At 69.6% G+C, this 25,076-nt stretch carries 26 protein-coding genes and 1 pseudogene; 16 read left to right on the forward strand and 11 right to left on the reverse strand.

The annotated features are described in order from the left end of the window. Positions 1 to 37: 37 nt before the first annotated feature. The 3 genes from AB0L60_RS17415 to rpmF are packed head-to-tail and all read left to right on the forward strand — an operon-like array spanning position 38 to position 1,792. A complete protein-coding gene (locus tag AB0L60_RS17415; protein WP_364614398.1) occupies positions 38 to 1,327 on the forward strand; it encodes a GTP-binding protein in 1,290 nt (429 codons plus the stop codon). 4 nt (positions 1,328 to 1,331) lie between these two features. Beyond that, positions 1,332 to 1,616: a type B 50S ribosomal protein L31 gene (locus AB0L60_RS17420; protein ID WP_364614401.1), complete on the forward strand. Its 285-nt coding sequence runs from the start codon at positions 1,332 to 1,334 to the stop codon at positions 1,614 to 1,616. A gap of 2 nt (positions 1,617 to 1,618) precedes the next feature. Beyond that, positions 1,619 to 1,792: a 50S ribosomal protein L32 gene (gene rpmF, locus AB0L60_RS17425; RefSeq protein WP_364614404.1), complete on the forward strand. Its 174-nt coding sequence runs from the start codon at positions 1,619 to 1,621 to the stop codon at positions 1,790 to 1,792. Between the two features lie 294 nt (positions 1,793 to 2,086). Here the strand turns inward: rpmF and AB0L60_RS17430 are convergent, their stop codons facing one another. Then, entirely contained in the window at positions 2,087 to 3,106 is a 1,020-nt protein-coding gene (locus AB0L60_RS17430) for a DUF1906 domain-containing protein (protein ID WP_364614407.1), read from the reverse strand. Positions 3,107 to 3,209: 103 nt separating this feature from the next. Here AB0L60_RS17430 and AB0L60_RS17435 point away from each other — a divergent pair, with 103 nt between their 5' ends. Next, the gene (locus tag AB0L60_RS17435; RefSeq protein WP_364614410.1) at positions 3,210 to 4,010 is read left to right on the forward strand and encodes a VOC family protein; all 801 of its coding nucleotides are present in this window, start codon (positions 3,210 to 3,212) and stop codon (positions 4,008 to 4,010) included. Here AB0L60_RS17435 and AB0L60_RS17440 read toward each other — a convergent pair whose 3' ends face one another. Genes AB0L60_RS17440 through AB0L60_RS17460 form a run of 5 tightly spaced genes read right to left on the reverse strand, consistent with a single transcriptional unit; the run spans position 4,011 to position 9,336 of the window. After that, complete coding sequence (locus tag AB0L60_RS17440; RefSeq protein ID WP_364614412.1) at positions 4,011 to 4,832, reverse strand: hypothetical protein; 822 nt, start codon at positions 4,830 to 4,832, stop codon at positions 4,011 to 4,013. Positions 4,833 to 4,879: 47 nt separating this feature from the next. Continuing rightward, positions 4,880 to 5,575 carry an ATP/GTP-binding protein gene (locus tag AB0L60_RS17445; protein ID WP_354836276.1) on the reverse strand — a complete coding sequence of 232 codons (696 nt, stop codon included), beginning with the start codon at positions 5,573 to 5,575 and terminating at the stop codon, positions 4,880 to 4,882. Beyond that, the gene (locus AB0L60_RS17450; protein ID WP_040812792.1) at positions 5,556 to 5,933 is read right to left on the reverse strand and encodes a DUF742 domain-containing protein; all 378 of its coding nucleotides are present in this window, start codon (positions 5,931 to 5,933) and stop codon (positions 5,556 to 5,558) included. Before AB0L60_RS17450 ends, AB0L60_RS17445 begins: the two co-directional genes overlap by 20 nt. Positions 5,934 to 5,944: 11 nt before the next feature. Further along, entirely contained in the window at positions 5,945 to 6,352 is a 408-nt protein-coding gene (locus AB0L60_RS17455) for a roadblock/LC7 domain-containing protein (RefSeq protein WP_364614416.1), read from the reverse strand. Then, entirely contained in the window at positions 6,349 to 9,336 is a 2,988-nt protein-coding gene (locus AB0L60_RS17460; RefSeq protein WP_364614419.1) for an ATP-binding protein, read from the reverse strand. Before AB0L60_RS17460 ends, AB0L60_RS17455 begins: the two co-directional genes overlap by 4 nt. Before the next feature lie 330 nt (positions 9,337 to 9,666). On the opposite strand from AB0L60_RS17460, the gene AB0L60_RS17465 reads away from it, so the two are divergent. From AB0L60_RS17465 to AB0L60_RS17500, 8 genes are all read left to right on the forward strand, one after another. Continuing rightward, complete coding sequence (locus tag AB0L60_RS17465; protein WP_354836271.1) at positions 9,667 to 10,356, forward strand: response regulator transcription factor; 690 nt, start codon at positions 9,667 to 9,669, stop codon at positions 10,354 to 10,356. Between the two features lie 89 nt (positions 10,357 to 10,445). Then, a complete protein-coding gene (locus AB0L60_RS17470; RefSeq protein ID WP_364614579.1) occupies positions 10,446 to 11,831 on the forward strand; it encodes a HAMP domain-containing sensor histidine kinase in 1,386 nt (461 codons plus the stop codon). A gap of 734 nt (positions 11,832 to 12,565) precedes the next feature. After that, positions 12,566 to 13,750 carry a trypsin-like peptidase domain-containing protein gene (locus tag AB0L60_RS17475; RefSeq protein WP_364614582.1) on the forward strand — a complete coding sequence of 395 codons (1,185 nt, stop codon included), beginning with the start codon at positions 12,566 to 12,568 and terminating at the stop codon, positions 13,748 to 13,750. A 98-nt stretch (positions 13,751 to 13,848) separates the two neighbouring features. After that, a complete protein-coding gene (locus tag AB0L60_RS17480; RefSeq protein ID WP_354836561.1) occupies positions 13,849 to 14,343 on the forward strand; it encodes a MogA/MoaB family molybdenum cofactor biosynthesis protein in 495 nt (164 codons plus the stop codon). After that, positions 14,340 to 14,588 (forward strand): hypothetical protein, encoded by a 249-nt coding sequence (locus AB0L60_RS17485; RefSeq protein WP_364614424.1) that lies wholly within the window; start codon positions 14,340 to 14,342, stop codon positions 14,586 to 14,588. The genes AB0L60_RS17480 and AB0L60_RS17485 overlap by 4 nt, the downstream gene beginning before the upstream one ends. Before the next feature lie 6 nt (positions 14,589 to 14,594). Beyond that, complete coding sequence (locus AB0L60_RS17490; protein WP_364614427.1) at positions 14,595 to 14,792, forward strand: MspA family porin; 198 nt, start codon at positions 14,595 to 14,597, stop codon at positions 14,790 to 14,792. A 325-nt stretch (positions 14,793 to 15,117) separates the two neighbouring features. After that, a complete protein-coding gene (locus AB0L60_RS17495) occupies positions 15,118 to 15,795 on the forward strand; it encodes an MspA family porin (RefSeq protein WP_364614430.1) in 678 nt (225 codons plus the stop codon). Positions 15,796 to 15,859: 64 nt separating this feature from the next. After that, the gene (locus AB0L60_RS17500; RefSeq protein WP_364614433.1) at positions 15,860 to 16,540 is read left to right on the forward strand and encodes an MspA family porin; all 681 of its coding nucleotides are present in this window, start codon (positions 15,860 to 15,862) and stop codon (positions 16,538 to 16,540) included. 89 nt (positions 16,541 to 16,629) lie between these two features. Here the strand turns inward: AB0L60_RS17500 and mscL are convergent, their stop codons facing one another. The 5 genes and pseudogenes from mscL to AB0L60_RS17525 all read right to left on the reverse strand — a co-directional run bounded on the left by mscL (position 16,630) and on the right by AB0L60_RS17525 (position 20,371). Continuing rightward, positions 16,630 to 17,028 (reverse strand): large conductance mechanosensitive channel protein MscL, encoded by a 399-nt coding sequence (gene mscL, locus AB0L60_RS17505; RefSeq protein ID WP_364614436.1) that lies wholly within the window; start codon positions 17,026 to 17,028, stop codon positions 16,630 to 16,632. 76 nt (positions 17,029 to 17,104) lie between these two features. Next, positions 17,105 to 17,752, reverse strand: coding sequence for an SAF domain-containing protein (locus AB0L60_RS17510; RefSeq protein WP_364614439.1), 648 nt, complete (start codon positions 17,750 to 17,752; stop codon positions 17,105 to 17,107). Between the two features lie 87 nt (positions 17,753 to 17,839). After that, positions 17,840 to 18,139 (reverse strand): FmdB family zinc ribbon protein, encoded by a 300-nt coding sequence (locus tag AB0L60_RS17515; RefSeq protein ID WP_354836259.1) that lies wholly within the window; start codon positions 18,137 to 18,139, stop codon positions 17,840 to 17,842. A 70-nt stretch (positions 18,140 to 18,209) separates the two neighbouring features. After that, positions 18,210 to 18,794: a 5-formyltetrahydrofolate cyclo-ligase gene (locus AB0L60_RS17520; protein ID WP_364614443.1), complete on the reverse strand. Its 585-nt coding sequence runs from the start codon at positions 18,792 to 18,794 to the stop codon at positions 18,210 to 18,212. A 23-nt stretch (positions 18,795 to 18,817) separates the two neighbouring features. After that, positions 18,818 to 20,371 (reverse strand): annotated as a pseudogene (locus AB0L60_RS17525) (metallophosphoesterase family protein). 289 nt (positions 20,372 to 20,660) lie between these two features. On the opposite strand from AB0L60_RS17525, the gene AB0L60_RS17530 reads away from it, so the two are divergent. From AB0L60_RS17530 to glpR, 4 genes are all read left to right on the forward strand, one after another. After that, on the forward strand, positions 20,661 to 21,623 hold the full coding sequence (locus AB0L60_RS17530; protein WP_364614446.1) for a UTP--glucose-1-phosphate uridylyltransferase: 963 nt from the start codon (positions 20,661 to 20,663) through the stop codon (positions 21,621 to 21,623). Positions 21,624 to 21,720: 97 nt separating this feature from the next. Beyond that, positions 21,721 to 22,980, forward strand: a complete 1,260-nt coding sequence (gene glp / locus AB0L60_RS17535) for a gephyrin-like molybdotransferase Glp (protein WP_364614449.1) — start codon at positions 21,721 to 21,723, stop codon at positions 22,978 to 22,980. A 9-nt stretch (positions 22,981 to 22,989) separates the two neighbouring features. After that, complete coding sequence (locus AB0L60_RS17540) at positions 22,990 to 23,640, forward strand: GNAT family protein (protein ID WP_364614452.1); 651 nt, start codon at positions 22,990 to 22,992, stop codon at positions 23,638 to 23,640. Between the two features lie 273 nt (positions 23,641 to 23,913). Beyond that, positions 23,914 to 25,011, forward strand: a complete 1,098-nt coding sequence (gene glpR, locus AB0L60_RS17545; RefSeq protein ID WP_364614457.1) for a gephyrin-like molybdotransferase receptor GlpR — start codon at positions 23,914 to 23,916, stop codon at positions 25,009 to 25,011. The last annotated feature ends 65 nt before the right edge of the window (positions 25,012 to 25,076 follow it).

Below are 25,076 nucleotides of genomic sequence, written 5' to 3' on the forward strand. Positions count from 1 at the left end.
CCTCGGTAATTGAAAATCATTGTCGAAAGGTGGACCGGTGCCGTCCGAACGCAAGCCAGTGCTCGTCCTCGCGGGACTCCCCGGACGCGCCGCCGAGGGTGTCGAGCACGTCGCTCGCCTGCTGGGCGGGAAGCCCGGAACGGTCGTGGTCCGGCACGACGTGAGCGAGCTACGCCAGGGCGTGGTGCGGCGCATCGTCCGCATCGACGGCCGGGAGACCACGACCGTGCTGGAACTCGCGCACGGCTGCGTCTCCTGCACCTTGCGCGCCGACCTGCTGCCCTACCTGTGCCTGCTGGCCGAGCGGGATTCGGTGCGGCGCATCGTGCTCGCGCTGGATCCGGCCTTCGAGGCGGAGGCGGTGTGCCAGGCCATCGCCGACGTGACGGTGACCGGCGTGGTCGGCCGGGTGGACGGCCCGGCCGGGCGCAGCGTGCGCATCGACACCGTCCTCACCTGCGTCGACGCCCGCGACTGGCTGGCCGACGCCACCGGCGACGACACGCTGTCCGAACACGGCCATGCCACCGCGGAGGACGAGCGCACGGTGGCGCAGCTGGCCGTCGGCCAGGTCGAATTCGCCGATGCCCTGGTGGTTTTCGACGGCGACGACGATCTGCTGGACCGCGAGCGCACCGCCGCCGTGCTGGCCCGGCTGGCCCCGCGCGCCCCCGTCGCCCGGGTGGCCGGGCCGCCCGCGCTCGGCGTGGACGACCTGATCTGGCTGCTGCGCCGGGTACCCGAGGACGCGCGCCGCGGCGCACCCTTCGATCCGCACGCCCCGCTGCTGGCCGGCGGTCCGCCGCTGGAGCCGGATTGCGGTGTGGCACTGGTGGAATTCGCCACCGACCGCCCCTTTCACCCCGATCGGCTGCACTCGGCCATCGACGTGCTGCTGGACGGCGTGGTGAGCGCCCGGGGCCGGGTATGGCTGGCCACCCAGCCGGACGAGGTGGTGTGGCTGGAGTCGGCGGGCGGCGGCCTGCGGGTCGGCGGCGCGGGAAAGTGGCTGGCGGCCATGGCATCCGGGGAACTGGACGGGGTGGATCCGGAGCGGCGCGCGCTGGCCTCGCTGCGCTGGCACGAGCACTTCGGCGACCGCCACACCTCGCTGGTGATCCTGGTCGCCGACGCCGATCCCGAGGAGGTCCGCCACGCGCTGCACTGGGCGCTGGTGGACGAGGACGAACTGCGGCAGGTGCGCTTCGCGCCCGAACGGGTCGCGCTGTGGCCGGACCCGTTCGGCGATCAGCACGAAGAGCCGTGTGACACAACCCGATCCGTACCCATCGCCGGGGACGGCGCCACTCGCAACAATGAAAGGTGAAGTGATGAAACAGGGAATTCATCCCGACTACCATCCGGTGGTCTTCCAGGACGTGAGCACCGGAAGGTGCTTCCTGACCCGTTCCACCGCGGTGTCCACTCGCACCATCGAGTGGGAGGACGGCAATACCTACCCGCTGCTGGTGGTCGATGTGACCTCGGATTCGCATCCGTTCTGGACCGGGAATCAGCGTGTGCTCGACACCGCGGGCCGCGTGGAGAAGTTCGAGCGCCGCTATGGCAAACGCGTTCGCGGCAATCGCGATTCGACCAGGCATGAGGAGAACTGACCATGGCCGTTCCGAAGCGCAGAATGTCGCGGGCCAATACCCACGGCCGGCGCTCGCAGTGGAAGGCGACTCCGCCGGATCTGATTCCGATCGAGGTCGGGGGAGCGGTGTACCGGGTGCCGCGCCGGCTCGCGCGGGCGGTACAGCGCGGCCTGATCGGACGATCCCGACAATAGCCCCGAAGTTGCTGTCCCGCCGGGCATCTGCCCGGGTGTTGCCCCTACCGTGCTCGATCGTCCGAATGTGGCGTGGGTGCGAAAAAGTTTCCCCGAAGTTGTGAACTCGTAGCCTGGCGACGGTATTCTCGTGCCTTGAGGGCGGGTTCTTCTGATCACAGAAGAACCCGCTCATCGCCACTTCAGGGCCGGTTCAGGCTCGCTTTCACGCCAGTTCACGCACTGTTCCGCAAGAACACGCGGTCCGGTCGGTCGCTGGCCGTGTGCTGGAACAAATCCGACAAATCGGCCAAATCAACTGTCGGATACCGCTTTCGGCCGCTGCTCCGCCGGAGCTTGTCCCGCGGCGGCCGGATGGTCGTTCGGGCCGGCGCCCCAGCCGGGCAGCGGCACTCCGGGCAGCAACTGCTCGAGCTTTGCCAGCTGATCGGCGATCGCCGTGGCCGGACCCTCCACCAGCGAGAAGGGGAACGGCCAGCGATGCTGACCCGACAGTCGCGCCACCTCGTCCTTGAGCTCGGCCGTGGTGGTCTCCAGATCGCTGATCTCGGTACGCAGTTCGTCGATCTGCGCGAGTGCCGCCGCCAGCCCGTCCACCACCGTCCGGTCGCGGCCCTGGGCATCGGTGCCCAGCTGCGGCCAGCCCTGCAGACCGGGACCGCGCAGCTGAGTCTGGATGTCGCGCAACACCTCGTCCTGTTCGGGAGTCAAGTCGGGTTCCTCCGTTTCCACATCCCACTGGCCGAAGTCGGCTCGGTCGGTTTGGTTCACATCGCATTGCACCCCGTCGACCGTGACCTGCTCGCCGGTCTGATAGAGGGCGATACGCGGATCGATATTCCCCCCGGACCAGGCCACCGTCTGCCACGCCCAAGTCGCGGTCCCGCTGTTCAGAGCCCGGCTCACCGGCCAATATCCGCCGTAGATCCCGACATTCGCGCGTCCGATGACGCTGGCCGCGCCGTCCAGGTAGGCGTCGATGGGCACCTGCTGCTGCGGGGTGGCGTCGAAATCGGCGGAGAAGTAGATGGGCCGGTCGGCCCGGCCTCCGCAGCGCAGCACCTGGGCCAGCGCGGCGCGCGCATCGGTGACACCCGCGCCGTAGCCGTCGAGCATGCGGGCGGCCGTGGTTTCCCAGTTGGAGACGATGGAAATGCCCTGTGCGCGCAGGCCGTCCGCCTCGGCGGGAGTGAGGAGCTTGCCCGGCAGGCTGGGCCCGCCGTCGGACAGGTAGCGGATGACGAAGTCGTATCCGGCCGCCCTGATGGCACTCGGCGCGGGACGACCTGCGGCGTAGTCCAGCCCGAAACGCATGGTTCCCACTGTAATTCGGCGGACACGCCGACTGTGCCGGATTGCGGTGGTTGACTGGTCGGCTAGGAGCGAAAGTCGCGGAGAGGCGGAAAGGTGATGACCGATGCCGATACGCAATGAGGCCTGGCCCCCGGGAACACCGTGCTGGGTCGACTGTCAGGTCGACGATCCGGCGAAGGCCGGTGAATTCTACGCCGCGCTCTTCGGCTGGGACATGCAAGGCGGCGGCGAGGACGCCGGGGGATACCTCATGGCCCTGCGCGACGGACACGCGGTGGCGGGCATCGGGCCCAAGCCGGAGGCCGGGGTGCCGTCGGTGTGGACCACGTACCTCGCGGTCGCCGACGCCGACAAGGCCGCCGAGCAGGTGACCGCGGCGGGCGGCAGCCTGCTGGTGCCGACCTTCGATGTGCTGGAGTCCGGCCGCATGTTCGTGGCCGCCGACGCCTCCGGCGCGCCCTTCGCGGTCTGGGAGGCCCGCGCGCACGACGGCGCGGCGGTGTACAACGAACACGGCGCCTACGTCTGGAACGACCTGCACACCGGCGATTTCGCCGCCGCCAAGGCCTTCTACGGCGAGGTCTTCGGCTTCACCTTCACCGAATTCGACGACGAGGCCGTGCGCTACGCCACCTTCACCCCGCCCGGCGGGACCGAGTCGGTCGGCGGCATCAACGACGACAGCGTCAACGGCGTCGCCGCCGCCCAGCCCTACTGGCTGACCTGGTTCCAGTTCGAGGGCATCGACTCCGGCCTCACCCGGGCCGTGGAGCTGGGCGCGACCGTGCTCATGTCCGCCACCGACGGGCCCTTCGGCCGGATGGCCATCATGGCCGCGCCGCAGGGTGAACTGTTCGGCCTGCTCGATCCCACCACCGCCGAGCCGCCCGCGGCCGCAGGCTGATCACGGCCGCCGCGGACCCTGCTGCGCCGTGGCCTGCTGCGAGGCCGCCTGCAGCGAAGTGCCGTGCGCCGCCTGCGGATCCGCGGTCCGCATCGGGGTCCGCGCCGCGCGCCGGTCCGGCGCGACCAGAATGGCCGTGATCGGAATCGTCAGCGACAGCGTGCCGATGATGAAGGTCGGCACGAAGAAGTTGAACAGCACGTTGCCGTGCGGAGCGGCCGCGGCCGGGTCCACGTGCACCTCGAGCCCGGTCAGCCCGGCATAGTGCATGCCGATCACCAGGATCGCGTACAGCACCGCGCCGGCCAGCACCATCGGCACCGAGCCGACCCACAGGCTGAACCACAGCATCAGCGCCGAGAGCACGAAGGCGATCACGTACACCGCCACCGAGGACACCAGGCTGCGATCGACACTGCCCTGAATCCGGATGGCGCCCAGCAGCAGCTGGTGGACGTCACCGAAACCGAAGGCCATCACGGCCGCCGCCACCAGCAGCCGCCACCAGACCAGCCGCCGGCCGTTGATGAGCAGCGCCGCGAACACGGTGGCGGCCGACAGCACCGAGAACAGGGTGATGGACACGTTGTCGTAGCGCAGCTGAGTGCCCCGCACGTCGAAGCCGAGCATCGACACGAAGACCGGCATGGCGACGCCGACGCCGCCGATGGACACCGCCGCCACGAACAGCCACACGATCCGGAACCGCTGGGTCACCGACTTGGTGGACTGGCGAATGCAGGCCAGGCCGCACGCCGCGCCCGCGAACGACACGATCAAGGCCAGCGCCAGCACCCAGTAGCCCATGGAGAAGTAGATCATCCCGACACCTCTGTCTTCGTCTGCTGCGTCCCTGGACGCGCGAACCGCTAACCGTGCTGCGCGGTTTCGCGCTGTGCGGCCGTCAGCCGTTCGATCGCGTACTCGGTGACGGCGGCCAGCGCCCGGCGCACCTCGGCCGGGTCGCGCGCGTCGATGTCCACGATCGGCACGCCCTCGCGCACGCTGAGCGCCTCACGGAGCTCGGTGACCGGGAAGCGCGGCGCGTCCGGGAAGCGGTTGACCGCGATCAGGAACGGCAGCGACTTGGCCTCGAAGAAGTCCACGGCCGCGAAGCTGTCCTCGATGCGGCGGGTGTCGACGAGCACCACCGCGCCGATGGCGCCGCGGATCAGGTCGTCCCACATGAACCAGAACCGCCGCTGCCCGGGCGTGCCGAACAGGTACAGCACCAGGTTGCCGGGCAGGATGATGCGGCCGAAATCCATGGCCACCGTGGTGGTTTCCTTGCCCGGCGTGGCGGCGAGGTCGTCGACCCCGTCGGAGTAGCCGGTCACCATGGCCTCGGTGCGCAGTGGCACGATCTCCGAGACCGCGCCCACGAAGGTCGTCTTGCCGGCGCCGAAACCGCCGGCTACGACGATCTTGGTCGAGGCCGTACGCGACTCCTCACCCGGTCGCGGCGGGTACTGCAGCGCCAGGTTCGGGAACTGCCCGGTTGTGTACCCGGGGGCCCCGTGCGGGCCACCGGGGTAGCCTCCGCCGTCATAGGGCGCGGAGTCCATGCAGTGTCCTCTCCATTAGTGACCGGCGCTCGTCGAAGGTCGCCTGATCGCTCAAAGTCGAATGCACACGCAGGGTTCCGGCGACGACGAGATCGCCGATCACGACCCGCACCATACCCAGTGGCCGGCCCAGATGGGCCGCGATCTCGGCAACCGAGAGCCGCGCCGTACCGAGTCGCAGGATCTCGGTGCGGACGTCACCGGCGGGCCAGTCGAAATGGGCTGTGTAGGACAGGGTTTCGACGACCGCCTCGAGCGGTAGCTCCACCGCCGGCTCGGTGCGGCCGGAGGTCAATGCGTAGGGACGAACACGTGTGGTCGGTGGCCGGTTACCGCCGCCGCCAAGGGGATTGGTCATGCGCAGCTCATCTAGGCAGTGCGGGCGGTGGCCGAGACCACGGACCCGACCCGGTCGACCAGTAGGGCCATTTCGTAGCCGATGCGGCCGATGTCGTGCTGCTTGTTGGCCAGCACCGCCAGATGCGAGCCATTGCCGACACTCATGACCAGCAGGTAGCCGCGTTGCATCTCGACGATGGACTGCATCACCTTGCCGCCCTCGAAAAGCTGTGCGGCCCCGGTGGACAGGCTGGCCAGACCCGCGGTCACCGCGGCCAGCTGCTCACCGCGGTCGGCCGGCAGGTGCGGGCTGGTGGCCTGCAGCAGACCGTCCGCGGAGACCAGGACGGCGTGCGAGACGCCCGGTACCTCCCGGGTGAAGCGGGTGACCAGCCAGTTCAGATTCTCATCGGTGGTGGTGCGCTGGGTGTCGGTCATGCATGCCCTCCGTCGTTGTACTGGGAGTCGGCCCGCCCGGAGCGGACGCCGCTGAGATGCCTGGAGAGGCTGTCGCGGATCTCGTCCGGATTGCGGCCGGTACCGTCGTCCTCCTGGGCGACGGCACCGGGCACCAGCTGGGCGCCGGGCCGCCGAATCGGCAGGCCGCCCTCGGTGCGACTGGTTGTGGTCGGATTGGCCGCCTCTTCGGCCGCGGCCCAGCCGCTGTCCGAACTCGACGACCAGGCAGCGCCGTCCTGGTTCCCGTCGGCCGGTTCCACCAGCCATTCGGAGACCATGCGCTGATAGATCGGGGTCGGGGCCGCGCCGACCGGACGCAGGCCGGGCGGGGGAGCGACCGGGCGCGCGGCGGCAGGTGCGGCCTCGTCGCCGCGAACAATGGTGTCGGCGTTGCCGTTCGTGCCGCCGTTGCCGTTCGTGCCGCCGTCGCCGTTCGTGCTGCCGTTGGTGCCGGCGGCCGGGATCGTGGGCCGATCGTTGTCGCCGAAGGCGCTGTACCCGTTGCCGAAGTAGCTGCCGGTATCGGGCCCGTTCGGATTCCAGCTCCGCGCCGGCTCCGCGATCTGCGGCTGGGGGGCGGGCGCGACGGTCTCGGGCATCCAGACGGACTCGGGAGCCGGCTCCGGCTCGGGCGTGCGCGCCTCGCCCCAGTAGTGCACCGGTGCGGGACTCTGCTGCGGCGCAGCCGGTTCCGGCCGCAGCGCGGACACGCTGTAGGCACGCGCGTCCTCGGGTTCGGTGAAGGCGTCGGTGAAGCCGTCGGAGAACCGGTCCTGCACCTGCGCCGGCTGCGGCGCCTCGGTGAACGTGGGAACGATCGGCTGCTCACCGGTGTCGGGGCCCGGCTTGCGCTGTGGCAGGCCGGAACTGGTGAAACGCGCGGTGGTGGTGGCCGCGGCGGGCTCGGGCAGGTTCGGCACCGGGGTCAGCCGCGGCGGGGCGAGCACGGGTTGCGGGTCCGTGATCGGGCCCGAGGGCGCCGGGATCGGGCCGGACGGTACCGGAATCGGCCCGGACGGCATCGCGATCGGGCCGGAGGCCAGGGCCGCCGGGGGCACCGGCAGCGGGGAGGCGACAGGGTACTGACCCGTGGGGTCGCCGACGCGCTCCGGCGCGGGCGAGACCAGGCTGCCCGGTAGGTGCACGCTGCCGGTGATGCCCGGCTGCTGCACCATGGCGGAGGTGCGGCGCAGGCTGACGGTGATGTTGTGCCGCTTGGCCAGGCGGCCGACGACGAAAAGACCCATGCGGCGGGCGGTCTCGACATTGACCTCGCCACCGGAGGCCAGGCGGTCGTTGATGCCCTGCAGGTCCTCGGCGTTCATGCCGAGGCCGCGGTCGGTGATCTCGATCAGGTAGCCGCCGTCCACGGCGCGCGCCACCGACACCGCCACCGGGGTGGTGGGCGGGGAGTAGCGCAGCGCGTTGTCGATCAGCTCGGCCAGCAGGTGCTCGATGTCGACGGCGGGCTCACCGGCGACGATGCCGTCGGGCACGGTGCCGATCTCCACGCGCTGGTAGTCCTCCACCTGGGAGACCGAGGACCACAGCATGTCCGACAGCGGCACCGGCGCGAGATGGCCACGGCGCAGCGCGGTTCCGGCCAGCACCAGCAGGTTGTCGCCGTTGCGGCGCATGCGGGTGGCGAGGTGGTCGAGGCGGAACAGCGATTGCAGGCGCTCGGAGTCGTCCTCGTCGCGCTCGAGCTCCTCGATCAGCGACAGCTGCTGCTCCACGAGGGATTGGCTGCGGCGCGAGAGGGTTTCGAACATGTTGCCGATCTGCAGGCGCAGTCGCGCCTGTTCGGCGGCCAGATGGAGGGCCTGGGAATGGATGTCGTCGACGGCTCGGGCCAGCTGCCCGATCTCCTCGGTGGTGTGCACGTCGACCGGCGAGATCTCCGGGGTCGCGCCGCCGGCGCGCACCACCTCGAGTTCCTGCGGCAGGTCGATGTGGGCCACCTGCAAGGCGTCTCGCCGCAGGCGGCGGACCGGGACGACCAGCGAGCGGGCTACCACCAGCGCCAGCGCGAGACCGGCCAGCAGCATGCCGATCACGATGGAGGTGTCGCGCAGGACGTTGTTGCGCGCCTCGGTGGTGAGGGCGGCCAGCTTGGAGTCCATCGAGTTCGCGACCGTGGACACTTCCTTCTCGTAGGCGTCGGCACTGCCGCGCAACGAGTCCTGCATGGCCGGCAGGCTGCCCGGATCGGGCACGTTCTGCATCAGGATGCCGACACGCGCGCCGGCGTTGTCCTTCAGCGTGTTCGCGTTCTGCGCCGCGTCCGGCGCCATGCCGCGATACACCTCGATCATGGTGATCTCGGCGCCGATGGCGGTGAGCAGCTTGGTCCGCAGCGCCGGATTGGAACCCGCCCCGGGCGCGGCGAGCATGATCCGCTCCTGGGTGAGCAGGCGGGAGGCGGTCTCGGCGGCGCCGAACTGCAGGAAGGACTGCTGCACCCGGAGGTCGCCGACGGTGGGCGCGCCCGCGAGCGCGTTCTGCGCCCGGGTCTGCACCTCGTCGACCTGATCACCGATGGTCTGCGGGGAGCTGGTGCGCAGGCTGTTGCGCATTGTCTTGGCGACGGCGATGGAGGCGCCGAGTTCCTTGGTGACACCCGGATCGGCGTTGGAGGACTTGAGGACTGTTTCGAGTTCGGCCTCGGCTTGATCGAACTTGGCCGTGGCGGCGTCGAGGTCGGGGTCGATGTCCTGATTGCCGCCGGTGATCGCGGCGACCGCGAGTTCGTTGCTGGTGACGAGGAATTTGATCGTGGGGCGGAGCACGTCCATCTGCTCGCTCGCCGCGCTCAGTTTCGAAATGGTCTGCAATTCGCTGTTGATGCGCAGTACCGCGAAGGTCGCGGCGAGGAGCACCGGGAGCACCAGCACGATCCCGACCTTGCGGGTAACGGGCCAGTTGGACAGGCTGAATTGCCAGGACCGGGGTGCTGCTTCCATCCCGCTTCCGTCGCCTCCGCTTCACGATTGACCCTCGGGTACGTATGCGGTTGTACGGCTTTGGGGTCGAACCCGCGCGGAACCAACTAAGGGTCTTCTTTTACGGCCTGCAACATACCGCGTGAGCTGTCCAACGGCAATTCGTAGGACTTTGAGGTTTAGTTCCCGAATGCGGCCTTCCCGCAATGGGTTTCGCGTGAATTTGGGTGACACTACAACCACTTGGCGTCGGCCCTCCGTGAAACGCGCAGGTCACCCGCCTCACTCGTCCGGCGTGTCGGAGGGGACCTTCTCAGTCACCTCTCAGTCGCTGTGGGCAGACTGGTTGCCATGCGCATTCTGGTAGTCGACGACGACCGCGCGGTCCGGGAATCGCTGCGTCGCTCGCTGACCTTCAACGGGTACACCGTCGACCTCGCGGTCGACGGTCTGGACGCCTTGGAGAAGACCGCCAGTCAGCGACCCGACGCCCTCGTCCTGGACGTCATGATGCCCCGGCTCGACGGGCTCGAGGTGTGCCGCCGGCTCCGCAGCACCGGCGACGATCTGCCGATTCTGGTACTCACGGCACGGGATTCGGTCTCCGAACGCGTCGCCGGACTGGATGCGGGCGCCGACGACTACCTACCCAAGCCCTTCGCTCTGGAGGAGCTGCTGGCCCGGCTGCGCGCGCTGCTGCGCCGCACCGCCGGCGATCCGGCCGACGCCTTCTCGGAGGCCATGGCCTTCGCCGACCTGTCGCTGGATCCGGTCACCCGCGAGGTCACCCGGGGTGAACGCCAGATCAGCCTGACCCGCACCGAGTTCTCGCTGCTGGAAATGCTGATGGCCAACCCCCGTCGGGTGCTCACCCGCAGCCGCATTCTGGAGGAGGTGTGGGGCTACGACTTCCCCACCTCCGGCAACGCGCTCGAGGTGTACATCGGCTATCTGCGCCGCAAGACCGAGGCCGACGGTGAACCGCGTCTCATCCATACCGTGCGCGGCGTCGGCTACGTGCTGCGCGAGACCCCGCCGTAGGAGCCGTGCTCGTGGGAAGAACCGTTCCCCGGCGGCCGGTGGTCGCCGGACTCGGGTCGCGTCCGGAGTCGGCCGAGCTGCGGCCGCCCATGCCGCTGACCCGGTCGGTCTCGCTGCGCTGGCGGGTCACGCTGCTGGCCGCCTCCGTGGTGGCCGTCGCGGTCGCCTTCACCTCCATCGCCGCCTACGCCATGGTGGCGCGCTCGCTGTACGCGGACGTGGATTCGCAACTGCGGGCGCGGGCTTCGGTGATGATCGACAACAACCTCGACAGCCTCGGTTTCCAGTCGCTGGTGTTCGCCGGGCTGTACTCCAGCGATGTCGGCGTCGCCCTGGTCTTCCCGGATCAGTCGCAATACGTGCCCCCGCAGACCACGCTTCCGCCCATCGGCAATCAGGAGCGCGCGGTGGCCCGCGGCGAGATCAGCTTCTCGCTGCGCACCGTCGAGGATCAGCGAGTGCTGGCGCGGCGCACGCACTCCGGGTCCACGCTGGTCGTCTCGCAGCGGCTGCAGCCCACCAAGGAGGTGCTGGACCGGCTGGCCTGGCTGCTGTTCGTGGTCGGCGGGTGCGGGGTCATCGTGGCCGCGGCGGCCGGAACCACCGTGGGCCGCACCGGCCTGCGGCCCATCGCCCGGCTCACCGCCGCCACCGAGCGCATCGCCCGCACCGACGACCTGACCCCGATCCCGGTCACCGGCGACGACGAACTCGCCCGGCTCACCGACAGTTTCAACACCATGCTGCGGGCCCTGGGCGAATCCCGGGAACGGCAGCGCCGGTTGGTCGCCGACGCCGGCCATGAGCTGAAGACGCCACTGACCTCTTTGCGCACCAATATGGAACTGCTCATCGCCTCCTCCCGGCCGGGCGCGCCCCGCATCCCCGACGAGGACATGGCCGAACTGCGCTCCGACGTGATGGCCCAGATCGAGGAGTTGTCCACACTGGTCGGCGATCTGGTCGACCTGGCCCGCGAGGACGCGCCCGAGACCGTCTACGAGCAGATCGACCTCGGCGACGTGGCCGAGCGGGCGCTGGAACGAGTCCGGCGGCGGCGCACCGGAATCGAATTCGACGCCGAGCTGCGCCCCTGGTTCATCTACGGCGACGAACCGGGACTGGAACGCGCACTGCTCAATGTGCTCGACAATGCGGCCAAATGGAGCCCCGAGGGCGCCAAGGTCTTCGTCGCCATGCGCGAGAGCGGACGCGGGCTGCTGGAGTTCGCCGTCGACGACGCCGGGCCCGGCATTCCGCCCGCCGAGCGGGAACTGGTGTTCGAACGCTTCTACCGGACCACCGCCTCGCGCTCCATGCCCGGCTCCGGGCTCGGGCTGGCCATCGTCAAGCAGGTGGTGACCAAACACGGTGGCACCATCAACATCGATACTTCCGACCGCGGCGGCGCTTTGATCCGTATCGTGCTGCCTGGAGAAGGCGCACCGCCGCTGCCCGACTCGGCGCCGGACTGAGCGCCGGAAAGCTCGGCGAAAAGCAAGCACGGTCTCAGTCCACTCTCAGTCGTTACCGCCAGGCTTGGCGACGAGACTCGAGGAGAAAACGAGAAATGACCGAGGATTCGACAGTATCCCCCTCAGGCGGGCAGGGCCCCGAGCCTGAAGGCGACGCCCCGGATACCACCGCCTCCGGCCTGCCCAAGCGCGACCCCGCAGGCTCCGCCACCCCCGAGGCCGGATCCCAGCCCTTCGACGGCTTCGCCGCCTCCGCGGCCCCGCAGCCGGGCGCACCCGTCCCCGGCGGAGTGACGCCACCGGCGCAGCCGGGCCATCCCGCCCCCGCCGGACCGGCCGCGGCCCCCGGATCGGCCACCCCCGCGACTCCCGCCGGATTCGGTGCGTCGCAGTCCTTTTCCACCGGTGCCGCCCAGGGGCCGGGCCCCGGAGTCCCGTCCGGACCCGGTTCCGGCATTGCTGGACAACCGCTTCCGGGCACCTCGGCGCCGGGCCATCCGGGTGCCGGCGGCCCCGCCTACGGCGTGGACCCGGCGACCCAGATCCTGCCCGGCGCGGGTTACGGTGCGCCGCAGGGCGCCCCGGCCTACGGCGCGGCTTTCGGTGGGGCACAGCCCTATTCGGCGCAGTACGGGGCAGGGAGACATCCGGCCGAGGCGATTCCGGCCGGCCTCTACGGACAGGCGTACGTGGCGTCGGGGGCCGGGTACGCCACCGGACAACATCCGACACAGGTGATTCCGGGTGCACCGGGCGGCCCGGGCATGCCGGGCGCGCCGGGGATGCCCTATGCGGATGCGCCCGCGCCCAAGCGGCCCGGGCGCACCGGTCTGGTCGCGGGTGCGGTGGTGCTGGCGCTGCTCAGCGGCGGCATCGGCGGCGCGGTCGGCGCGCTGGCCACCCACCACAACGACACCCGCTCCACGGTGACCAACGCGCTCGATCAGCCGGTCGGCAACGGCAAGACCGCGCCCGCGCCGGAAGGTTCGGTGCAGGCGGTGGCGCAGAAGGTGCTGCCCAGCGTGGTCATGATCCGGGTCGCCGGCGCGCGGGCCGAGGGCGAGGGCTCGGGCGTGATCCTGTCCTCGGACGGCCTGATCCTCACCAACAACCACGTGGTCAGCGGCGCGGGCCAGAACGCCAAGATGGATGTGGCCTTCAGTGACGGCACGACCGCCCCGGCCACCGTGGTGGGCGCGGATCCGGTGTCGGACATCGCGGTCATCCGGGTCACCGGCAAGACCGGTCTCCAGCCGATCGACCTGGGCCAGTCGGCGAACCTGCAGGTCGGCCAGGGCGTGGTGGCGATCGGTTCGCCGCTGGGCCTGGCGGGCACGGTGACCAGCGGCATCGTGTCCTCGCTCAACCGCCCGGTCTCCACCAGCGGTGAGCCGGGCTCGCAGGGCACCGTCATCGACGCCATCCAGACCGACGCGGCCATCAACCCGGGCAACTCCGGCGGCGCGCTGGTCGATATGAGCGGCAAGCTGATCGGCATCAATACCGCCATCGCGACCATGGGCACCGCCGAGTCGGCGGGCGCGCAGAGCGGCTCCATCGGCCTCGGCTTCGCCATTCCGGTGGACACCGCGCGCCGGGTGGCCGACGAGCTGATCAAGAACGGCAAGGCCACCTACGCCCAGATCGGGGTGACCGTGCGGGCGCAGGACGATGTCAACGGCGCGCGTGTCATGGACGTGTCGCCCGACGGCCCGGCCGCCAAGGCCGGCATTCCGAAGAACGCGATCATCACGAAAATCGATGATCAGATCGTGGATTCGGGTAATTCGCTGATCGCCGGGGTGCGCTCGCACCGGCCCGGCGACAAGGTCAAGGTGACCTACACCGACGACCAGGGCAAGAACCCCAAGACCGTCGAGGTGACCCTCGGCGAGGCAGCTGCGGAGGGCGGCCGATGATGATTCACGAGAGCGGTAGAGAACCGACCCCGGCGATTCGCGTCACCGGTGACGGGGGCTGGGAGCTGTTGTCGGACAAGGGCGCTACGGTGAGCACCATGGAAATCGATACCGCTGTCGCGGGCCGTGCTCTTGTCGTGGTCGTCGACGATCGAACCGCCCATGGCGGGGTGGACTCGCTGGGTCCGCTGGTCACCGAGCTACTCACCGAGGCCGGGTTCCTGGTGGACGCCTCGGTGTCGGTGCAGGCCGATGAGGTGGAGATCCGCAATGCGCTCAATACCGCGGTGATCGGTGGTGTCGACCTGGTCATCTCGGTCGGCGGCACCGGCATGTCGCCGCGTGACGTGACCCCGGAGGCCACCGAGGAGGTGCTGGACCGGGTGCTGCCCGGCATCAGCGAGGCGCTGCGTTCGTCCGGGCTGGCCTCGGGTTCGCTGGACGCGGGGCTGTCCCGCGGTCTGGCCGGGGTCTCGGGCAGCACGCTGGTGGTGAACCTGCCGGGTTCGCGCGCCGCGATCCGGGACGGCATGGCCACCCTGGGCCCGCTGGCCAGCCGGGTCATCGATGAACTGTCCGGTCTGTCGGAATGATCGACGCCGAACAGCCTTCCGAGTCATCCGAGACCTCAGAGCCATCCGAGACCTCGGAACCACCCCGTCCGGCCGAGCGCCGGGCGGGGTCTCGTCGTTTGACACCCGCCGAGCGCGCCCGGCTGGCGCGCATCTTCGGTGACGAGCTGCCGTCCACGACCACGGACGAGCGCACTCCCGAGCCCGAATCCGGCCGATCCTCCGATGATTGGCTGCGTTCCCAAGTTCCGCCCCATCACGGCTGAGCCTGCTTGCCCGATGAGGAAGCGCCGGACGACTACGGCCAGGGGTCGCACAATGTGCGCAACAAGTTCCAGGGCAACTCCGGCTCGGTGACGTGGTCCGACGAGACCATCAACCTGAGCGGCTGCTGCGGCTATGCCCAGGCGCGCTCGTTCGTCGCGGTCCAGATCGAGACCGACAATGTCATCACCGCCTACACGCTGTGAGGTCAGCCCTTCAGTCTCGGCTGACTCAGTTTCCGCCCAGCGGAATCCGAAGGGGCCCGGTGCGATTAGCGCCGGGCCCCTTTTGCTATCCGCGACTTTCTCGACATACCTGCGGGTTTGTGTTGGCAAGTGGTCGACTCTGTTCGCTCACGTCTCAGAGACCACTCCTGTGATGTAAAGTGCCCTGCGTCGCTACGCCATAAGAATTTGTGGCCAGTAACACGGCGGCAACAATGTGGCGACAAACTCAACCGGGGATTCGGAAGGGTCCCATTTCAACCTCGGTGGTCGAGGTTGAACTGCTTGAAACCTGATGAGGGGAAGTATGAGCGAGAACCGCACCCACGGTGTGCGCACCGCGGCCCGCTTTGCGGGCGTCGGCGCGGCTGCAGCCGTGGCCATCGGCCTTTTTTCCACTGGTGCCGCTAATGCCGACACCTTCGTGTCGTTGCCGGACGGCCAGAAGGTGAACCCGGCGGGCACCGTCACCATTACCCGGACGGGCGAGCACGCCATCGTGTCGCCGTCACTCGCAGCCAACGGTGCCGGCCGTGTGGTGTGGGTGAGCGGTGTTGCCTCCGCGGTGATCGATACGCCGGACGGCACCGTCGGCCCGAACAACGGCCCGGCCGGCGGCCCCGGCTCGAATAATTCGTCCACGCATGGCACTTCGCAGATCAACACCGGCTACATCGTCGGCTGCCAGATCAGCATCGGCGAGGACGCGATCTCGGCCGGCATCTCCGGCAACGTCAGCCTGAACAGTGCCGGCGTCGGCGGATCGATCGGCGTCAACCTCGGCCCCGGACAGGTGGCGTTCGTGCAGATCGACTCCAAGGACGTGCCGAAGTCGGGCACCTACTCCGTGGAGTACCGGGATGCCGAGATCCAGATCCAGGGTTGCGCGGGTTATGCCCAGGCGCGTGCGTACACGGTCGTCGAGGTCATCGGCGACAACTACTCCAAGACCACCCTGTACGGCCAGCCGTTCAGCATCGGCTGAGTGGTCTCCGCCCGCCAAATCCTTTCTCGCGTAAGCGAATTCAAACCCTGAGGGACAACCAGAAATGAACATCCGTAAGACCGCGGCGCGGGTGGCCGGTGTGGGCGCCGTCGCCACCGCAGCCCTTGGCCTGTTCTCCACCGGTGCGGCGAACGCCGACACCTTCGTGCCGCTGCCGGGCGGCGAAATCACCCAGACCCTCTCCGACGGCACCGTTGTCACGGTGAAACTGGTCGGCGAGTCCGCCAACATCAGCCCGTCGATGGGCGCCACCCCCGTGCACCGCAATGCCTGGGTCTCGGCCTCGGCGCAGGTCCACATCTCCGGTGACACCACTGCCACCGGCGGCAAGATCTTCCCGGGTTACGTGGTGGGCTGCCAGGTCACCATCGATGGCGGCAACGTCAACGGTGGCGCGACCGGCGGTGCCAGCTGGGACAACTCCGGCAATGTCACCCCGCAGGCTGGCGTCAACTCCGGCGCCAACCTGACCCTGGGTCCGGGCCAGGCCAAGTCGTTCTACATCCTCGACGAGGAAATGCCGGACGACTACGGCAAGGAAATCCACAAGGTCCGCAACAAGTTCAGTGGCAACGACGGTTCGGTGACCTGGTCCGATGAGACCATCGGCCTGAACGGCTGTGCCGGTTACGCCCAGGCGCGCTCCTTCGTGAGCGTCGAGGTCGAGACCGACAACGTCATCAGCTGGGTCACCCTGTGGGGCCAGCCCTTCAGCCTGGGGTAGAACCCGCTAGCTGGTAATGGCAACGGGCCCGGCGCTTTTCGCGCCGGGCCCGTTTGCTGTATCCGGATCCGATATTGCTATGTCCCCGTTCACATCTCGTGCTTGCCACCGGCGCTGCGCGCGGCCAGCAGGTCCCGGATCTCGGTCAGCAGTTCGGTGTCGGTGACCGGGTCCTCCGCCGTGCCCCACAGCTTCTTGGTCCTGCTGTACGGCAGTACCAGGACGAAGTAGAGCAGCGCCGCGATGATCACGAAGTTGATGGCCGCGGTGATGATCGGGCCGACGGCCACATAGGTCGCCGGTTTGTCGGCCACCAGCTGGAAGCCCAGGCCGAGCTGGCTGGTGCCGCCGAATGCGGCGAGCAGCGGGGTGATGATGCCGTCGCTGAACGCGGTGACGATGGCGACGAAGGCGGTACCCATGACCACGGCCACCGCCAGGTCGATGACGTTGCCGCGCATCAGGAAATCCTTGAAACCCTTGAGCATTGCGGAAGCTCCTCTACCTGAGGGATCGAACGCAGTAATGGGGGTATACGGGATGCTAGTTCACCCGCGCGCCGGTTCAGTGGAACACGACGGTGAGTGCCGTCCGCAGCGAGGCCGCGGCCACCGCGGCGGCCCGCCGGGAATCCAATGCCACCAGCACGATCCGGTCGGTGCGCCCGCGCGAGTTCTCCGTCCCCGACACCAGCACCACGGCCGCGTCGGCCGCGAGCAGCCGCGCGGGACGCCCGCTCCCGCCCGAGTCCTCGCCGGCCACCACGTCCACCCGGTCCCCGGCCCGCAGGATGTCGGCAACGGCATTGTCCGCCAAGCGAATCGGGACGATGCGCGCCTCGGCGGACTGTGCCGCCACCGCCGCCAGCCGCGGCCCCACCACCCGGACCTCGGTGACGATCTCACCCGCCGCCAGCGCGCCCGCCAGGGTGGCTCCGCGCAGCCGTGCGGCCTCCCGCACGACCCCGGCGGGCAGGGTCGCCGTCTCCCGTGCCGCGACCCGCACATCGCCGTCGCCCAGCACCTGTCCGGGTGGCAGATCCCGGGCGGCGACCAGGACCGGGGTGTGTCCGGCCGCGGGGTCGGCGCGCACGGCCAGAAACCCCGCCAGAACGAGCAGAGCGACCGCCCCGGCCCGCCGCAGTAGCACCGCGTCCGCCCAGATCAGGCGGTTACGGAACTTCTGCAGGATGGCTCGATACGGTCGCGTCATGCGGGTCAGCCTACGGTCGCCCCGATACCGACAGGCCCGGGCGGAACCCGGGCTGTGGATAACGAAAAGCCTGTGGAGAAACTCGGATCAGGCGGCGGAGGTGCTGGAGCCGCTGGTCGACGCGGCCGAGGTCGAGGAGCTCGAGGCCGTGGAGCTGGAGCTCTCCGAGGAGGTGGACGAGGACTTGGCCGGCTCGGAGGAGGTCGATCCGTTGCGGCTGTCGGTGCGGTAGAACCCGCTGCCCTTGAAGACGATGCCGACCGAGTTGAACAGCTTGCGGAGCTTGCCGTTGCACTGGTCGCAGGTGGTCAGCGCGTCATCGGAGAAGGACTGCACGATGTCGAACTTGTTGTCGCACTCCGTGCATGCATACGAGTAAGTAGGCATCGGGAAACCTCCACGCTCTTCGTCGAATTAGCACTCTACAGCTGGCAGTGCCAACGCTGCCAATCGGGTGTCAATTCCCGACCCGATCTTCGAGCCGTCGTAGGCCCCCGAGCGGGGTCAGTGCCCACCCCATTCGGTGGTCGTGCGGCTCTTCCGGCAAACGCTCCACGAGTTCGTCGTCACGCACCACTGCGATCAATCGTGCGTCGGCGCGGCAGGCGCTCAGACTGCGATCGTAATAACCGGCCCCGCGCCCCAATCGAACCCCGCGCCGATCCACCGCCAATGCCGGAACCAGAATCGCCGCTGCCTTCGCGATCCCATTCGCGACCGGCACGCCTTCCGGTTCCCGGAGTCCGAACCGCCCGCGCCGCAGCCCCGCCGGACCGGTGTACTCGGCCCATTCCAGCGGACCGGGTTCGCCGGTGACCGGCAGCAGCACCCGCGCCCCGGCGGCCCGCAGCGCGTCGAGCATGGCGAGCGAGCCGGGCTCACCGCCGACGGGCACATAGGCGCACACCCACTCCGCGTCGGCGAGCGCCCCCGCCGCCGCGGCCAGTGCCGCCGCCTCGCGCTCCCGGTCGGCGGCGGGCAGTGCGCTGCGCCGCGCGAGGATCTCCTCGCGCCAAGCGCGCTTGTCCCGCTCGTCGGTCACACTTCCACCCTAGGACGGGCGGGTCAGCGGTCCGAGCGCGGCCGGATGAGGGTGAAGGTGTCGACGGCCTTCAGGTCGCTGGTCGGCCCGGTGAGGGCGTAGTAGGTGCCGGTGATGGTGGTGTTGCCGCCCGGCTGACCCGGGTCCACGTCGAAAGCGCAGAAACCGTAAGGGTGTTCGGCGTCCTTGAAGGCGGACCAGGGCGCGTCCTCGAGGACGTACACCGGCGCCTTCTTGCCGGTGGCCGGATCCACCTCGCCGACCGCGGTGATGACCCGGCACTTGTCGCCGGGAAAGAACAGCTGATTCGACGGCGAGGAGGTGCCGCCGCCGCCGATCACCAGGTGCACGGTGCCCTTGCCGGTGTCGACGACGTCCTTGCGGGTGTCGGCGGGCCTGGGGGTCAGCGTCTCGGACCCGGTCACCCCGCGCACCGGATGCGAACGCTCGTAATGGTGTTCGTGCCCGCACAGCACCAGATCGACCTGATATTCGTCGAACAGCGGCAGCCAGTCCTGCCGGATGCCCAGGTCCGCGCCGTTGAACTTGTCGGCCGAGGAGATGGCGACCTGGTGCATGAACACCACCACCCAGTCGATGCCCCGGTCGGCGCGCGCCCGGGCCAGTTCGCCCTCCAGCCAGCGCTTCTGGGCGCCGCCCGAGTAGCCCCTGACGTAGGAGTTGCCGCCGTCCTGCAGGCAGATGTCGTCATTGGCGACCGCGATCACCCGCACGCCGCCGACGGTGAACGAGTACCAGAGGCCCTTGGCGTGGTCCTCGCTACCGGAGTCCGGGACGGTGAAGTAGGTCTGGAACGCCTGGTATCCGATGGGCCCGTTGCCGAACTCGTTCTCGTGGTTGCCGGGCGCGGGCATCCAGGGCCGGTAGCGGGCGGAGCGAGAGTTGTTGGCCCACCAGTCGTTCCAGGTGCGGATGCGGTCGGTGGCGATATTGGCGTAGCAGAGGTCGCCGTTGACCAGGTTGAACAGCGGGGCCAGCGATTCCACCGCCGAGGTGACGTCGCCGGCGTACTGGGAGCCGAGGTTGTCGTTGAGGGCCTTGCCGTCGACGATCTTGCCGACGGTGGGCGTGCCCTGGTCGCCGAAGCTGGTGAATCGGAACTTGGCCCGGCCCGCGGGCGCGGTGCGGATGGTGCCGAGTTCGGGCGGCGCGCCGTCGTGCCCGGCGGCGTACACGTAGTCGGTGTCGGGGGACAGGCCGCTGATCCGGGCGTGGTGGGCCTGAATCTCGATGCCGGACTTGGCATCCCGGTAGGTCCGGGTCTCGGCCTGCACGCTCTTGCCGAAGCCGGCGTCGGCGGTGCCGTAGCGCACGGTGGGCTTGGTGACCGATCCGGTGGTGTGCCAACCACCACCTCGCGGGTGGTGTCGGATCCGAATTGCAGGTGCAGGCCCGCGACCCGGGGCGCGGTCGGGGGTGGTGACCAGTTCGGCCGAGCGCGGCCATGCCTCGGAGTTCGATGCGCCGCCGCGCAGCGCGACCGCTCCGCCGGCGCCGACCGCGAGCCCGGCCAGCCCGGCCACCGCGGACGCGCCGAACAGCCGGCGGCGGCTCAGCCCGCGCGCGGCGTCGGGCGAGTTCGCGGCGGATGCGGCCGGGTTGTCCGAGGTGGAATCGGGGCTGTGGGAATCCTCACGATCGGTCATAGGTCTCAGCTAACAACCGTTGGGTACGTGAGAGGTCACAGCGCGGCGAACTTGAAATGAAATGAACAGGTCGGTCTGCCAGTTCCGCTCCGGTCCGGCGTTCGGTGGGCTCCCGGCGCTCCCGCCCCTTAGGCTCTCGGGGATATCGAGGCGGCCCCGAGCCGGTCTCGGGCGTGTGACGGATGGATAGGGTGAATTCATGACAGCTAATGGCGGCGGAGCCGAGTCGTCGAACGGCGGCGCAGCCGAGTCGTGCTTCCGTACCGCGGTGGTTCCCGCGGCGGGGCTCGGCACGAGGTTCCTGCCCGCGACCAAGACGGTGCCCAAGGAGCTGCTGCCGGTGGTCGACACCCCGGGCATCGAATTGGTCGCCGCCGAGGCCGCGGAGTCCGGCGCCAATCGGCTGGTGATCGTGACCTCGCCCGGAAAAGACGGTGTGGTCGCACATTTCGTCGAGGACCTGGTGCTGGAGAGCACCCTGGCCGAGCGCGGCAAGTTCCATCTGCTGGAGAAGGTGCGCAAGGCGCCCGCGCTGCTGGACGTGACCTCGGTGGTGCAGGAGGAGCCGCTGGGCCTGGGTCACGCGGTGGCACAGGCGGAATCGGTGCTCGACGCGGACGAGTCCGCCATCGCGGTGCTGCTGCCCGACGACCTGGTGCTGCCCGGCGGCGTGCTCGAGCTGATGGCCAAGGTGCGCAGCACCTACGGCGGCTCGGTGCTGTGTGCCATCGACGTGCCGAAGGAAGAGGTCAGTGCCTACGGCGTTTTCGACGTCGAGGAGCTGCCCGGCGGCCCGCAGGACGTGCTCAAGGTCAACGGCATGGTGGAGAAGCCCGCCATCGCCGACGCCCCGTCCACCTTCACCGCGGCCGGGCGATACCTGTTGGACCGCGCCATCTTCGACGCGCTGCGCCGCATCACCCCCGGCGCGGGCGGTGAGCTGCAACTGACCGACGCCATCGCGCTGCTGATCGCCGAGGGTCACCCGGTACACGTCGTGGTGCATCGTGGGTCGCGACACGATCTGGGGAACCCGGGCGGTTATCTTCGAGCAGCGGTCGATTTCGCTCTGGAACGCGAGGAATACGGTCCCGCCCTGCGGGAGTGGCTCGAGCAGCGGCTCGGGTCCGGCTGGAATCCCCAGCTGACCTCGTACGAATAGCCGCAACGGGCAGAAGTGAAGGACAGGCGCCGGGGTCGCGTGGGCGGCCCCGCGGGCGACACGTCGACGGCGGCGGGCGAGACAACGGAAGGGCGGCATGCGCTCGGTTGAGGATCAGCAGATCAAGGTGACCGCTGCGGCCGTGGCCCCGCGGCCGGTCCGGGTCGCGATCAGCGAGGCCCAGGGACTGCTGTGTGCCGAGGACGTGGTGACCGAGCGTCCACTGCCGGGCTTCGATCAGGCCGCCATCGACGGATACGCCGTGCGCAGTGTGGATGTGGCCGGCGCGGGCGCGAATATCCGTGACGAGGACGGTAATTCGGTGCACCTGAGCCTGCCGGTGGTGGGTGAGGTGGCCGCCGGCTCGCGGCAGCCGATCCGGCTGCAGCCGCGCCAGACCGTGCGCGTGGACACCGGCGCGCCGCTGCCCACCCTCGCCGATGCCGTGCTGCCGCTGGAGAACACCGACGGCGGCCGGGCCCGGGTGAAGGTCTACGAGTCGGTGCGCTCCGGTGACTACGTGCGCCGCATCGGCGACGATGTGCAGCCCGGCGATCTGGCCGTGCGCGCGGGCACCATCATCGGCCCGGCCCAGGTGGGTCTGCTGGCCGCGGTGGGCAAGGACAAGGTGCTGGTGCATCCGCGGCCGCGGCTGTCGGTGCTGTCGGTCGGCGGCGAGCTGGTCGACATCGACCGCACCCCCGGACCGGGCCAGGTCTACGACGTGAACTCCTACGCGCTGGCCGCCGCCGCGCGCGACGCGGGCGCGGACGTGAACCGGGTCGGCATCGTCAGCTCCGATCCCAAGCGGCTGCGAGATGTGGTGGAGGGCCAGCTGGTTCGCTCCGAGGTGGTCGTGATCGCGGGCGCGGTCGGCGGCTGGGCGTCGGAGCAGGTGCGCGAGGCCCTCGAGGGCCTGGGCGAGCTGGAGATCACCCGGGTGGGCATGCATCCGGGCTCGGTGCAGGGCTTCGGCCTGCTGGGCCGCGACGAGGTGCCGACCTTCCTGCTGCCGTCGAATCCGGTTGGCGCGCTGGTGGTTTTCGAGGTCATGGTGCGTCCGTTGATCCGGATCGCGCTGGGCCGCCGCCATCCCATGCGGCGCATGGTGCGGGCGCGCACCATCCTGCCGATCGCCTCGATTCCGGGCCGGCGCGGGTATCTGCGCGCGCAGCTCATGCGCGACGAGCAGACCGGCGACTACCTGGTGCAGCCGCTGGGCGGCCCGAACGGGGCGTCCTCGCATCTGCTGGCGACCATGGCGGAGGCCAACAGCCTCATCGTGATCGATCCCGAGGTCACCGAGGTGCGCACCGGTGACGAGGTGCAGGTCGCGTTCCTTGCGCAGCGAGGGTGAGGCGTGGAGATGAATGTCTTCCGGACCGCCCAGCATCCGGGCTGGCCGGCGCATCTGGGGCCGGTGCGCGTCGCGGCGGGCATCGTCACGCTGCGCCCTATCCGTTTGCGTGATGCCTCCGTCTGGAGCCGGATTCGCATCCGCGACCGGGATTATCTGGAGAAGTGGGAGCCGACCGGCCGCGGCCCGTGGGAGGCGCGCAACCACTCGAGCAACTGGCCCGCGCTATGGTCGGCGCTGAAGGCCGAGGCCCGGCGCGGCGCCATGATCCCGTTGGTCATCGAGGTCGACGGCGTGTTCAGCGGGCAGCTCACGGTGGGCAATATCGTGCGCGGCGCATTGCGTTCGGCGTGGATCGGCTACTGGGTGTCGAGCGAGCTGAGCGGGCAGGGGGTGGCCACCGCGGCGCTGGCGCTGGGGCTGGACCACTGCTTCGGTGAGGTGGGCCTGCATCGGGTGGAGGCCACGGTGCGGCCGGAAAACCTTGCCAGCCAGGCGGTTCTGCGCAATGTCGGCTTCCGCGAGGAGGGCCTGCTGGAGCGCTACCTGGATGTCGACGGGGCCTGGCGCGATCACCTGCTGGTCGGCATGACGGTCGAAGAGGTCTCAGGAACGGTGGTGGACAGGCTGATTCGCGCCGGACGCGCCACCAGAGCCTGATAACTCGCTGTGTATTTCGGCGGCCCGATTACCGCCTCTGCCTGCGGCTCACCAGAATTTCCCCGCCAAATCGGGTTTCCGGGGCCCGACCCGGAGAACGACCGAGGGGTTGGCTGTTACTAGTGTTACTTGTGTGGTCGGCGCGCCTGTGGGGAATTACCCCGGTGTGGAATTAACCTACGGACGCCGGTGGTGCGTCTGTGTACCCACCGGTAGGCGCTGCGGTGCACGTCGAAGGGACTATGAGCTGGGCGGGACGGAGGTGTGACGGCAATGCCGAATTCGATCTTGTGGATCGGTTTGGTGGTGCTCTGGGTCTTCGTCCTGTTTCCGATGCTGGCCAACCGTCATCCCCGTATCCGGCAGCACACCGACGCCGCGCTCTCCACGCGGATCCTGCATCGCGGTGGTGCCGCACAGCGCACCAGGAAAGGTCCGGCGACCGGACATGACACCGACCCGGACTACGTGCCGGTTCGCAGAAAGCTTCAGCACCCGAGCGAGGATCCGGAGGATCGGATGACCAGATCGGACGACGCGGCTGCATCGGACGAGAAGGAAGTCGACACCGAGGCTGCGCCCATCGCCGAAGCGCAGACGCCGCCCGCCGAAGTGCCCGGGCCCGAGGGGGATTCGGCCGACGGTGCCGAGGCGGCGGAGATCGCGGCCGAATCCGAGTCCGAGCCGGCCGAGTCCGAGACGCTCCCCGAAACCGCCACGGCCGAGGGCGAATCCGAGAACGATGGGGCGGTGGCAGACGACGCCGACCGCGAGGCCGAGCGCGCAGAACGGCAGGAGGCGCCCCAGCGCGCCCGCACCCCCGCGCTGCGCGAGCCCGATCCGGCACCGGCACCGGAGCCCGAATCCGAGGACGAGGACGCGGATTTCGTGCCGTCCCGCCGTGGCCGCGGCGGTTTCGATCCCGAGGCCGACGCCGCCGCCCGGGCGGCCCGGTACACCTTCCGTCAGCGCGCCGTGCTGGGCCTGGTGCTGTTCACCTTGATCCTGGCCGCCGCCGGTCTCGCCGTCTCGGCGGTGCTGTGGTGGCTGTGCGCCCTGTCCGGCACGGTCCTGGTGGCGTACCTGGGTTACCTACGCAGGCAGGTCCGCATCGAGGAGGACATCCGCCGCCGCCGCGCCGCCCGCCTGGCCCACAAGCGCGCCGAGGACGACGAGGAGGAGTCGCGCCGCCGGGAACGCCCGCGCCCGGATCGCGAGCAGACCCGTACCCAGCTGCGCCGGGCGGTCCTGGTCGAATCCGATGACGAGGACCCGCTGTTCGAGCACCTGGAGCTCTTCGACGCCGCGGCCGCCCGCGCCACCCGCCAGCGCGCCGCCGGCGCCCGCGAACGCCGCGCGGTAGGCGAGTAACCCACCGGACACAGTGCGAGGGCTCCCCGAGCGATCGGGGAGCCTTTTCGCTGTGCGGGCAAAGT

Source organism: Nocardia sp. NPDC051981 (assembly GCF_040680715.1).
In the GTDB taxonomy this organism is placed as follows: domain Bacteria; phylum Actinomycetota; class Actinomycetes; order Mycobacteriales; family Mycobacteriaceae; genus Nocardia.